The 12,092-nt window shown below is 63.6% G+C and carries 9 protein-coding genes and 1 tRNA gene; 5 read left to right on the top strand and 5 right to left on the bottom strand.

What is annotated here, in order from left to right:
- The first annotated feature begins 8 nt into the window (after positions 1-8).
- Positions 9-1,511 carry a sensor histidine kinase gene (locus ACP69S_RS01910; RefSeq protein ID WP_425994328.1) on the top strand — a complete coding sequence of 501 codons (1,503 nt, stop codon included), beginning with the start codon at positions 9-11 and terminating at the stop codon, positions 1,509-1,511.
- A gap of 186 nt (positions 1,512-1,697) precedes the next feature.
- Here the strand turns inward: ACP69S_RS01910 and ACP69S_RS01905 are convergent, their stop codons facing one another.
- Positions 1,698-2,474, bottom strand: coding sequence for a LytTR family DNA-binding domain-containing protein (locus ACP69S_RS01905; protein ID WP_425994325.1), 777 nt, complete (start codon positions 2,472-2,474; stop codon positions 1,698-1,700).
- 111 nt (positions 2,475-2,585) lie between these two features.
- Between ACP69S_RS01905 and ACP69S_RS01900 the strand changes: the two genes are divergently transcribed.
- Entirely contained in the window at positions 2,586-3,977 is a 1,392-nt protein-coding gene (locus ACP69S_RS01900; protein ID WP_425994322.1) for an alpha/beta hydrolase family protein, read from the top strand.
- Positions 3,978-4,143: 166 nt separating this feature from the next.
- On the opposite strand, the gene ggt is transcribed toward ACP69S_RS01900, so the two are convergent.
- The gene (gene ggt / locus ACP69S_RS01895; RefSeq protein ID WP_425994320.1) at positions 4,144-5,874 is read right to left on the bottom strand and encodes a gamma-glutamyltransferase; all 1,731 of its coding nucleotides are present in this window, start codon (positions 5,872-5,874) and stop codon (positions 4,144-4,146) included.
- Positions 5,875-6,129: 255 nt separating this feature from the next.
- Between ggt and ACP69S_RS01890 the strand changes: the two genes are divergently transcribed.
- Positions 6,130-6,206 (top strand) — tRNA-Arg (locus ACP69S_RS01890).
- Between the two features lie 1,093 nt (positions 6,207-7,299).
- On the opposite strand, the gene ACP69S_RS01885 is transcribed toward ACP69S_RS01890, so the two are convergent.
- Positions 7,300-7,722 carry a hypothetical protein gene (locus tag ACP69S_RS01885; protein WP_425994318.1) on the bottom strand — a complete coding sequence of 141 codons (423 nt, stop codon included), beginning with the start codon at positions 7,720-7,722 and terminating at the stop codon, positions 7,300-7,302.
- A 32-nt stretch (positions 7,723-7,754) separates the two neighbouring features.
- Positions 7,755-8,081 (bottom strand): hypothetical protein, encoded by a 327-nt coding sequence (locus ACP69S_RS01880; protein WP_425994316.1) that lies wholly within the window; start codon positions 8,079-8,081, stop codon positions 7,755-7,757.
- A 625-nt stretch (positions 8,082-8,706) separates the two neighbouring features.
- On the opposite strand from ACP69S_RS01880, the gene ACP69S_RS01875 reads away from it, so the two are divergent.
- Positions 8,707-8,937: a DUF3768 domain-containing protein gene (locus tag ACP69S_RS01875; protein ID WP_425994313.1), complete on the top strand. Its 231-nt coding sequence runs from the start codon at positions 8,707-8,709 to the stop codon at positions 8,935-8,937.
- 420 nt (positions 8,938-9,357) lie between these two features.
- Here ACP69S_RS01875 and ACP69S_RS01870 read toward each other — a convergent pair whose 3' ends face one another.
- The gene (locus tag ACP69S_RS01870; RefSeq protein ID WP_425994311.1) at positions 9,358-9,558 is read right to left on the bottom strand and encodes a hypothetical protein; all 201 of its coding nucleotides are present in this window, start codon (positions 9,556-9,558) and stop codon (positions 9,358-9,360) included.
- A 410-nt stretch (positions 9,559-9,968) separates the two neighbouring features.
- On the opposite strand from ACP69S_RS01870, the gene ACP69S_RS01865 reads away from it, so the two are divergent.
- Complete coding sequence (locus ACP69S_RS01865) at positions 9,969-12,005, top strand: TonB-dependent receptor (protein WP_425994309.1); 2,037 nt, start codon at positions 9,969-9,971, stop codon at positions 12,003-12,005.
- Positions 12,006-12,092 lie beyond the last annotated feature (87 nt).

Here is a 12,092-nt window from a genome sequence, read left to right as displayed (position 1 = left end):
TCAGGTTCATGACCGAGACGGTCTCGCCGCCGGAAAACCCGACCCCGCCCGCCCCGCGCCGTTTTCCGTGGCCGCGCGGCCTGTCAGCGCGCCTGCTGCTGTTCACCGCCTTTGTCGTCACCCTGGCTGGTCTGATGGTCCTGCCGCCCACCCTGGCGGCCTACGAAGAGCAGTGGCTGCTGGACCGCGTGCGGGCCGGCGAGCTGGCCTCGACCATCGCCGAGAGCGATCCCGAGCTGCGGGTCAGCGATCCGGTGGCCGGCCAGCTGTTCGATCAGGCCGGGGCGGTCACCGTCGCCGTCCAGGTCGACGGCGCCCGGCGCCTCGTCCTGCCGCCCAAGGTTCCGATGCAGACGCCCTATCTGGTCGACCTGCGCCGCCAGAACCCGGGCTCGTGGCTGGCCGCGCCGTTCTTCACCCTGACCAGCCCGCCCGGCAGCATGGTCCGGGTGATGGCCGAGCCGCGCTTCCGCAAGGCCGAGTTCGTCGAGGTCGTGCTGCCCGACGCCCCGCTGAAGGCCCAGCTGGTCGCCTATTTCTGGCGCCTGGCGGCTATCACGGTGTTCGTCGCCGGCTTGGCGGGCTTCTTCGTCTATCTGTTCCTCAACATCTTCCTGGTGCGCCCCATGCAGCGGATCACCCGGGCCATGGAGCAGTTCCGCGCCGACCCGTCCGATCCCGAAGCCCGGATCGTCGTATCGAAGCGCCGCGACGAGATCGGCCGGGCCGAACTTGAACTCGACCGCATGCAGACCGACCTGCTGACCGCCCTGGCCTCCAAGGCCCGCCTGGCGGCCTTGGGCGAGGCGGTGGCCAAGATCAATCACGACCTGCGCAACATGCTGACCAGCGCCCAGATGGCCTCTGATCGTCTGGCCGCCCTGGGCGATCCCAAGGTGGCCCAGGCCCTGCCGCGCCTGGAGCGAGCGCTCGACCGCGCAATCACCCTGGCCACCGACGTCATGGCCTATGGCAAGTCCAATGAACCGGCGCCCGTCGCCCGCCCGACACCCCTGCGCGCCGCCCTGGAAACCGCCGCCGAAGACTCCGGCCTGGCCCCCGGCGGCGTGGTTCTGGAAACCGTGATCGATCCGCGCGAGCAGGTTCTGGCGGACCCGGACCAACTGCATCGCATCCTGACCAACCTGCTTCGCAACGCCCGCGAAGCTATCGAGGGCGCGCCGGATCGCGGCGGCAAGGGCCGGGTCTTCGTCGAGCTGCATCGCGGCGAGGGCCTGTCCATCCTGCGCCTCTCCGACGATGGTCCCGGCGTGCCGCAACGCGCCCAGGCCAACCTGTTCCAGCCCTTCGTCGGCTCGGTGCGCCGGGGCGGCACAGGCCTTGGCCTGGCCATCGCCCGAGAACTGGCCCAGGGCCACGGTGGCGACCTGGTGCTCGTCGAGACCGGCCCGGGAGGCTCAGTGTTCGACCTGACGCTGTCGGGTATTCCCGAGCCGGTAGCAGAGCCCGCCGTACTGGCCTCGGCGCCGGGCGACAACGCCGCGCCTTAAGCCCGCCCAACTCGGCCGACGGCGCGGAGAGCGGACCGGTTGAAGGTCTGTTTTAGGGTAGTTTGCGGACACCTAGAGCCCTTTCCGACCTGATGGCTTCATCAGGGTCGGGCGAAAAGGGCTCTAAATCAAAAGTTTAGAGCATTTTTCGATCCGATAACCGTTTCACACTTATCGGAAAATGCTCTAGAACCAGCCGGCCTCTTTCAACACCGGACCATAGGTCCGGCTCACCGGAACCGTCAGCCCGCCGGCAAGGCGCATTTCGCCTACGCCGCGCCGCCACTGCACGGCCTCTACTGCGTCGGCCGCCACCCACCAGGAACGATGGACCCGCCAGCCGTGAGCCCGGGCCAGTTCGTTCAGCGCATCGGCGAACCGCGCGGTGATCAGTTCCGCGCCCACCTCGGTATGAACCTTCAGATAGTGGTCGTGCGCCTCGATCGCGATCAGCCGCGCCTCGCGGCGCTTGGCCGATAGCCGCCGCCTGAAGGCCACCTCCGCCTCGGGCAGCGGCGGGGCGATGACGGTTCGCGTCTCGACGACGATGCGCGCGCGCCGCCAGACCAAGGCCCGGACGGCCATCACCGCCAGCATGATTGGCCACACCTGCCAGAGCAGCCACCCGTAGGCCCGCCAAGTGATCGGCTGGTCTACGGTCAGATGCTGGGTGACCAGCACCAGCAGCGTCACCGGCGGCGTCATCAGCACCGAGACGGTCGCCACCCGCCACCAAGGTATCGTGATGCGTCGACGCAACACTTCGTCCGCCGCGATCCCGATTAGCCCGCCCCCGACGATGCAGATCATCCAGTAGACATAGCGCCCCACAACAGGCGCGCCGTCCGAGTCGAAGGGCCCGAGGAACCCCATCAACAGGCCGATCCCCGCCAGCATGGAGAAGTCGATCGTCCAGCGCCGCAGCGCCGCCGTCCCGCCGTGCTTTCTCGCCTTGTCGTCCATGTCGTCCCGTTCGCGCACCCCAGGCGCCGTTCGCGAAGTCGGACCTATCGAGCCGCCGCGCCACCGGCAATGGCGTTGGACGAAACCCCAACCTGCTCGATCGGAAAACCTGTGTCGCAATCCTGGCTTGCCGCTTCCCTGGCCATCGCCATATCCGTTGTCGCCCTGCCCGCCATGGCCCAACTTCCGGGGTCCGATGTCGATGCCCGGCCCGATCCGACCCTGACTTGCCACGTCGGCGTGTATCGTCTGGGCGACGGCGGCTGGGTGGATGTCGCCCCACTGGTGAACCAGGGCCTCAAGTGGCGCCGGCTCGACGGTTCGACCGCACGGATGATTCTCGGCGCCGAAGGGCGCTGGGTCAGCACCCTGGGATCGACCAATCGTATTGAGGGGCCGCAACCGCAACTGGGAGCCTGCGGCGAGGGGCGGATCCGCTTCGAGGGCCAGTGGGGCGACCGCATGACGCTGGATACGCGAGACACGACTTTCATCGGCCAGGCCGGAGCCCGTCTCAATGGTCGGCTGATCTTGCCGCCCGGCGACGGTCCCGTCCCCATCATGATCGAGGTACACGGATCGGAAGGGTCGAACGCCCTCGACTTCAACGCCTTCCAGCGGTTCGCTCCGGCCTCGGGGGTTGGCGTCTTCGTCTACGCCAAGCGGGGCTCAGGCGGATCAGAGGGCCATTACACCCAGGACTTCCACATTCTCGCCGAGGACGCTGCGGCGGCGGTCGTCGAGGCCCGCCGGTTAGCCGGCGCCCGGGCGAGCCGGGTCGGCCTGCACGGCGCCAGCCAGGGCGGTTGGGTGGCGCCGCTCGCCGCCGACCGGACGCCCGTCGATTTCGTCATTATCGGCTTCGGCTTGGCTTACGGCGTCCTGTCCGAGGACAGCGACCAAGTGGTTATGAACCTCGAAGCCAAGGGTTGGGGAGGCGATGTCCTGGAAAAAGCGCGCCTGATCACCGACGTCACCGGCGCTTTCGTGGCCTCGCACGGCGCCGTCGGTTTCGAAGGTCTGGAGGCCGTTCGCGCTCGCTATCGCGCCGAACCATGGTTCGCGGACATCAAGGGCGAGTTCACCGGCCTGCTGCTCAACGCGCCCAACGAACAGATCATCGCTATGGCCTCCCAGCTCGAAAACGGGCCGTCGTGGGACTATGACCCTCTGCCGGTGCTGAGCAGCCTGGACGCGCCAATGCTATGGGTCCAGGCGGAGGACGACATGGGGGCGCCGCCAGCCGCCACGCGGCGGCGACTGATCGACCTGTCCGCCAAAGGGCGCCCGATCACCCTGCTGGAATATCCGGACACCGACCATGGCATCGTCCGGTTCGAGACCGCCCATGACGGCAGTCGCACATCGCTCGGCTACGCACCCGGCTATTTCGAGGCTGTGCTGGACTGGGCGCGAACGGGCCGGTTGGACGGCGCTTACGGCGACGGTCGAATTCTCGCGCGGGCGTTATCGACAAGCGCCGCCTCCGGGTCTGTCCGCTAACTTTCGGACGCAGATATTGCCGCCCATCCCATAAGCGGCGCCCGGCGCTTCGCTCATCCTTACATCTCTTGGAGGCTGCAGCGTGCCGGTCTGTCCAGGTTGGTCAAGAACGGGGCGCCTGATTGAAACCCTCTCCCTCTGGGAGAGGTTTTGGCAATGCAGCGCTCTACAGCCCCCTGGCCACGCCCTCGCGACGCGGATCGGCGCCGCCCTCCAGAACTCCACCCGAACGGACGATCACGCCGTGCAGGCCCGAGGTCTCGTTCTGGCCGGTCTTGACCGTCACGCCGCGGGCATTAAGCGCTGCCACCATGTCGGGGCCGAACAACTCGGCGTCGCCAGAGAAGTTCTCGCCGCGCGCCACCATGTTGGGCAGGTTGATCGCCTCCTGCATGGTCAGGTTCCAGTAGAACAGCCCGACCATGGCCTTCAGATTATACGACAGTATGGCGTTGCCGCCCGGCGAGCCCACGGCGGCCAGGAACCTGCCCTTGTCGTCCAGCACGATCAGCGGCGTCATCGAAGAGCGCGGACGCTTGCCCGCCGCCACCGCGTTGGCGGCCGGGGCGCCGTCCTTCTCGACCGGCGAGAAGCTGAAATCGGTCATCTGGTTGTTGAGGAAGAAGCCGCCGACCATGCGGCCCGAGCCGAAGATGCTCTCGACCGTGGTCGTCATCGATACGACATTGCCGGCCGGGTCCATGACGACGAAATGGCTGGTGCCGCTGGGCTCGCGGGTGGCGTCGATCCCAACGACGGGCGCGCCCTTGGGCAGGCCAAACTTCGGCGCCGGCCCGGCCACGTCCTTGATCAGCCTGGCGCGCTCGGCGACATAGGCTGGATCCAGCAAGCCCTCGACCGGCACCTTCACGAACGAAGGATCAGCGACATAGCGATCGCGGTCGGCGTACATCACCCGCTCGGCCTCGGCCAGGATCGCCCAGGCAGCCGGGTCCTTGGGGCCAAGCTTGGCGATGTCGGTATGCTCCAGCATCATCAGCGCCTGCAGCACCGCCACGCCGCTCGACGACGGATTGGGCACGCAGACCGTATAGACCTTCCACGGCCGGCAAAGGGCGTCGGCCGAGCGCGGGCGGTAGGTCTTCAGGTCAGCCAGGGTGATGCTGCCCGGCAGCGCGCCCTCACGCACCTTGTCGACGATGGCCTGGGCGATCGGGCCTTCGTAGAGGGCGCTCGGCCCCTCGGCGGCCAGGCGCTTGAGGGTGGCGGCATAGGCCGGGTTCTTCAGCACGTCGCCCGCCTGGTAGCGCTGGCCATCGGGCCTGGTGAAATAGGCCTTGGCGTCCGGTGTGTGCCCCTGGAGAATGCGCGGGCTGTTGACCATGCCGGCCATGCGCGGGCTGACCGTGAAGCCGTCGGTCGCCAACCGTTCGGCATCCCTGAACAGGGTGCTCCATCTGGCGCTCCCGTGCTCCTTCTGGGTTTGGGCCAGCATGGCCACCACGCCCGGCACGCCGGTCGCGCGGCCCGACAGCACGGCGGTGCCGAAAGACAGTGGCTTGCCTTCCAGACCCATGAACATGTCCGGCGCCGCGCCGTGGGGGGCCTTCTCGCGACCGTCATAGGCGGTCACCTTGCCGGTCCTGGCGTCGTAATAGGTCAGGAACGCCCCGCCGCCGAGGCCAGAACTCTGCGGCTCGACCAGGCTCAGCACGGCCTGGATCGCCACCGCCGCGTCGACCGCACTCCCGCCGTCGCGCAGCACCCGCAGCCCCGCCTCGGTGGCCAGCGGATTGGCGGCGGCGACAAAGCCGCGCGGCGTGGTCGCCGCTGCTGGAGCCGCGGCGACGGGCCGGGCCGTGGCCATGGTCGAGGCGCCGGGCATCTGGGCGCAGGCGGAAAGGGCAAGCAGGGAAACGAGGATCAGGCGACGCATGCGAACAGGTTCCGTAGGGAAGAACGACGACGGCCAAGCCGCCGCCGGCGAGCTGTCCATGGACAACAAACCACCGTGCCTGTCACGTCCCGGCGACGCTGCTGGTCCCCGAAAGCCTCGCCCCGCCCCATTCCACGCGAAAGGCGCCCATCGGCGCGGCGACGCTTGGTGAAAACTTTTCTCGATATCGGCCAAACGACGCTTGCGCCCCGCAATCGGACGGGCTATCTCCCCCGCCTCGCCGAAAGGCAATGCGCGCCCGTAGCTCAGCTGGATAGAGCATCAGACTACGAATCTGAGGGTCGGACGTTCGAATCGTTCCGGGCGCGCCATTTTCTTCAAGAAAATCAGAGAGTTGCAGATTTCCGCTCGACGGGAATTTATCCGTACACGGCTGTAACCGCTGTAAACCGAGCTGTAAACGGCGGGTTGTTTGGCGGTCGTGTTCGATATTATTTAAATAAAACAATGCTCTGAGTGATGCCGGGTAATCTTGGGCTCTTAAGGGGTGGGCCTTGCTTCGCACTTTATCCACATCCACTCCTCGGGAGGTCCGGAAGAGGGCGTTTCCAAAAGCGGTTCGGGGTGGAGTGGAGACATCACCTCCAGGCCGCGCTAGCTTCGCTGCTGCAAGGAGTGTTTGAAAAATGGTCCAAAGATCACGGCTCGCCGCCACTTTGACAGCGTTCGGACTGCTGACGTTAGGGCCGTTTGCACTTGTTCAAGGGCTTCTCTTTCTTGAACACAAGAGCCCGTGGCATTCGCAAGAAGCCGAATTGCTTTTCGTCATCACGGGCGTCGCGATCGGCGTCCTCGGCCTTTGGATGATGCCAATAGGGAGGCGGTCCCGAGGACTTTTGACGGCCCCCTACGCCTTACTGATGGCTGCCGCGACTTGGTTCTCCGCGCTTCCGACAGTATGCAGCTATTTTGGCGATTGCATGTGAATGTTCTTGGCCTGCACGATCTGTAACTCATGAGGCCTTGGTGTGGGGTCTATGCGTTTTGGTTACAGCTCTAAGTTTTCAAGCTATTGAAATATAATAACTTTCACCAAAACTACGAATCTGAGGGTCGGACGTTCGAATCGTTCCGGGCGCGCCATTTTCTTCCAGAAGAATCAAGGACTTATGGATTTTCGCTCGGCGGAAATTCATCCGCGTGCGGCTGTAACCGCTGTAAACCGACCTGTAAATCTGAGGTGGTTTCGTGATTTCTGAAGATAATGAGTATGGAAAACAGTCGCTTGGCGAAAATCTAGTAGTCTGAGGCTCTTAGTCAGCATCGCCAGCGCCCGATCGCTCAAATGGCCGCCGATGATGGAAGACGTCGAAGGTGGAATGGCGCTTGTGCCAGACGAGGACCCTGGATGTCATCGCCTGGGAGCGGACGTTCCGAGGGACTGAGAGGGATGGGAGGGGACGGCTATTTCGCCTTTAGACCTGGCGTCGTTGTACGATTGAACTCGTCCCAACGAAGGAGATAGCGTCGAGCCTCACCGCCCAGATGCGGGTTCACCGTTGAGAAATCAAAACCACTATGGTGCGTCGCTCGCCAGATTTCCTCCAACAGGTCAGTCGCCACGGCATTTGAAACATGCTCATCGGTGGAGCGGAGAAGGCGCTCGATCTCCGCGAAGAGGCGCTTCAAATCCTTGTCGGCGATTGGATTTCGCTTCGAAGCAATCGCCCGTCCGATCTGCCGAAATGCTGCATTGGCCCAGAGGCTGGGCTCAACGCTATCGGGATCCCATTCGGTCATCCGAGCTTGGGTTTGCGGGGACAACCTCGCAAGTTGGCCTGCGGCCACGAGGCCGCGCGCTGCGCTTTCCACATCCATGACGGCCATCAAGCCTTATTCCCTGAAGGTCAGCAACGGGGTCAGCCGCCCCCGGCAGCAGGGCGACTTTCTGTCCAGCCGACGTAACAGTCGTCTTCGATAAGGGCGGTAAGGCGCGCGCCGCCCAAACCAGCGAAGGTTACCTTTGCCGCATAGCCTTCTGCCCCGGTCCGAACCTCTTCGACCTTGTCGCTGCCGAACGTCCGCTGATCCGCCTCTGTGGAACGCGACAGCATTGCGCTCTTTGCCTTTAGCGCCATAGCTTGGGCGTCCGATGAAGAGATGGGCGCACAGCTCGTCGCTTGCGGCTTATCGCACCCCGCGAGGGCGACAACGAATATCGGAACGGCGAGCTTGGCGATCTTCATTCTTAACCTTGAACGGACATGGCCAAGTTCCGCAACGGTTCAAGTTCGCCATTGGCGTCCGTCCCAAAGGCGGAGATTGCCGGTTCACTGGTCTGCACGATCTGTAACTCATGAGGCCCTGGTGTGGGTCCTATGCATTTCGGTTACAGCTCAAGATCTACAACCTATTGAAATATAACAACTTTCACCAAAACTACGAATCTGAGGGTCGGACGTTCGAATCGTTCCGGGCGCGCCATTCTCCATTGATTTAACTCATGTTTTTAGCCATTTGGCGACTTAGCCATAAGGGCGGCCATAAGGCGCGCCGGCGTTCAAGCGAACTAAGGCGAAATACTGCCCAGTGGCCCCAAGCGCAGCCCCCATTTCAATATATGTTGCAAAAACAACCGGTTAGTGGTATTTTGGATTATTGATGCATCTGCGCTGTGGTTTGGCGCTGGCATCATTGCACGGCCTCCGACGACGCATCCAGCGCCTGTCCTCCCGACGCCGTTGTCCGCTTTCAAAACCTGGAGAAACGCCATGACTGCCGAAAGGCGGGTACGCATCTGCGTGCTCAACGACCAACTGCGCCAGCGTCATATCGGTGGACGCATCTTACTAAAGCCGCAGCCTTCTCGGGATGGGCAAGCCCGCAGTCATGGAGGCGCTCAAAGCCATCGCGGAGATCGATCAGTTCGACAACTCAAGCGATCCTTACAGTGAGCATGACTTTGGTAGCGTGGTCGTCGCGGACCAGCGCCTGTTTTGGAAAATCGATTACTACGAAACAACGTTCGGGGCAGGTGTGGATCCAGCCAACGCGAACAGCTGCACGCGCGTGCTGACCGTCATGTTGGCGGAGGAGTTCTGATGCGGGCTGCCAAGCAAGGTGATCTCGACGCCCTATGTGGCGTTTACGCCATCATCAACTGCCTCCACGTCTTGGGCACACGCCGGCACAGCCAAGCTTTAACCAAAGATCTGTTTCACGAGCTAACCCATGCCCTCGGCGCGGTCAGGCTCCTGGCCGGTATGAGAGACGGATTGGATCCCGAGGATCTACTTCTAGCGGCCTCAAGCGCCTTCCCCATCGTCGCCGCCAAGTACGACATTTGCCTGATTCTGGACCAACCCTACCGAGTCAGGGAGTTTGAGTCCGCCGACGAGTTTTTCTTCGAGGTCCGGCAGTCCATTTTAGCCCAAGACCAAGCTGCAGTCGTGAACGTGCTCATGCCAGGTGGTGGTGACCACTGGACAGTGCCCAGCGCTATTGGGGGCGGAAAGATGGTGCTCAGTCGGCCTGCAGGATCTGGGTGGCAAAGTCGGCGAAATCGCGGAAAGGGTCGCCCGTGACGGGTTGCGGAGCCTGCGGATGATGCGCCTCTGAAGCTGTGCGAATCGCGCCCAGCTCAGCTCCCAGCGCCGCATATTGCGGCGCCACGACGGGCCAATCGAATGTCTCGCGCACATGGCGGCGGCCCGCTTCGCCCATGCAGCGGCGAAGCTCGGGCTGGGTGCTTTCGTCGAAGATCCGCAGGTCTGGGGCAAGGCGCTTCTGGCGCTCTGCGAGAGCCCCCAGAAGATCGCCCGTCGTCGCCGTCCGGAGTGGATTATGTGAGCGCCAAACGCCTGCACCACCAGCAAGCGCCGGTTCGGGCGGCCTTTTATCGGGGTTTGATGCTTCAGAGATCCCGCCTGGAAGCCGATCGCCAGGCGCGTTGGCCCTGCCGCACTAAAAATCCCGCCGCCTTGCAGGCGACAAGCGTAAGGCGGGTTGCTAGAGGTCTCGGCGATTGAAGACGGATACTGCGGTTATGTCATCTGGGGGAAACCCTGGAGCTGGGACGAGCCGCCTGAGAGAAGTGCTACGTATCCTCATGGAGCGCGGCCGGGGGATAAGAAATGATCGGTGTCGCGCAGGCGCTCGCTTTGGCGATGAATTCCACCTGTTCTGTGACGCCGGTTGCGTCGACGGCGCCGTCTGTTGCCGGTCAGGTCGCCTGCGCGCCAGAGTCCGCGGTCGCGGCCATTACGGTCAATGGCTATCGCGCCAGCCTGGCCCGGGCCCTGGCGATCAAGAGGTCCGAAACCGATATAGCCGAGGTCATTAGCGCCGAAGACGTCGCCGACTTTCCGGATCTGAACCTGGCTGAAGCGCTGCAGCGCTTGCCCGGCGTCGCCATCGACCGGGACGCCGGCGAGGGCCGCTCCATAACGGTGCGCGGCTTGTCGTCGGAATTCACTCGTGTGCGGATCAATGGGCTCGAAGCGCTGGCGACCACGGGCGGCAAGGACACCGGCGGCGGCTCGGGCGGCTCCAATCGCGGCCGGGGCTTTGACTTCCAGGTTTTCGCCTCGGAGCTCTTCAATCGCGTTACGGTCCGAAAATCCCTGGCCGCCGAGGTCGAGGAAGGCTCCCTGGGCGCCACGGTTGATTTGCGACCCGCTCGCCCCTTCGACTACCAGGGCTTTACGGCAGTCGGCAGCCTGCAGCAGGGCTACAATGACCTATCACGCAGCAGCGATCCGCGCGGCTCGTTCCTGATCAGCGACACCTGGTTCGATAGCCGGCTCGGAGCGCTGTTTTCCGTCGCTTACAGCGATCGTCAGGTGCGGGAGGAGGGGGCCGGCAGCGGACGGTGGGAAAATCCCAGTATTGCTGGCAATTCCGGCGGATGTTTCGAAAGCCCGGGGCCCTGCAACACGCCGGCCGGCGTCTACAGCCCCGTCAACGCATCCTGGCACCCGCGCATTCCGCGCTATGAGCGCCTGGACTACAGCTCCAAGCGCTTGGGCGCGACCGGGGCCCTGCAGTGGGCGCCCCGGGACGGTACGCTGTTCAGCCTCAATGTTCTCCATGCCTATACCGAAGGAGAGCGCCGCGAGGACTATCTTGAGGCCTATCTGACCCGGAAGGGGATGGATGTCACCCGGGCCGTCTTTGATAACAAGAACCAGATGATCTCGGCGACGCTCGACGATGTCGATGTCCGCGCCGAAAGCCGCCACGACGTCCTGACCAGCGAATTCACCCAGGTGACCTTCGATTTCGGGCATCAGCTGTCGGATCGCTTGAGCTTTAGCGGTGCGATCGGCGCGTCAAATTCGATCCAGGACAATCCGGTTCAGACAACCCTGTCCTTGGACCGTTATGATGTTGACGGCTATTCCTACGATTTTTCCGGCAATGAGCGCCTGCCGAACCTCGGCTACAATTTCGATGTTACCGATCCAGGTCAGTGGATTTTCACTTCAAGCAATGCGCTGGGGGATCAGTCCTATATTCGTCTGCGACCCAACAAGACCGCCAACCGCCTGGCAAGCGCCCGGCTGGACGGAGCGTTCGAGATCAGTGATGCGCTGAAGCTGAAGGCGGGCTTTCTGGTCAAGGCCTATGACTTCCACAGCACCGAATGGCGACGCAACACCATCAATGGCCTGGTGGAGGGAGCCGTTCCGCTTCCCGCCGGCGTCACGACAGCCAGTATCTCGCGTCTCGTGACGGGTCTCGGCCGGAACATGAACATGCCGGCCGGAACACCGCGCGTCTGGCTAGCGCCAGACATCGACAAGCTGGTCTCGATGCTCGACATCCAGTGCAACTGCATCAACGCCTACGGAGACTTCCGGGTCAGCAGTGACAACCAGCGCAGCGCGCGGCGCGACATCAGTGAGGATGACGCCTCCGGATATGTCCAGATGGACTTCGACACGGCCATTCTCGACATGCGCCTGAGAGGCAATGCTGGCGTCCGATACGCCACGACCAAGACCCGTGCAGCCGGCATGGTCGGCACAAGGCTGGTGGAGCGCACCCACCGCTACAACGACGTCCTTCCGTCCCTGAACCTGGCTCTGGAGCCGCGCGACGACGTGGTTGTGCGTCTCGGGATTTCGAAAGTCATGTTGTCCGCCGTCAGCGCCTTTGAGACAGATTGAGGGTTCCGTTTAGAGGAGGGTTTTGGTCTCATCGTAGTGACGAAGGAACGAAGATGAGACCAAAACCCTTGGCCGCGAAAGCGACGC

This window comes from Caulobacter sp. DWR1-3-2b1 (assembly GCF_049895765.1).
Classification (GTDB): domain Bacteria; phylum Pseudomonadota; class Alphaproteobacteria; order Caulobacterales; family Caulobacteraceae; genus Caulobacter.
Note: the sequence above shows the minus strand (reverse complement) of the source record. Positions and strands in the feature narration are given on the sequence as shown.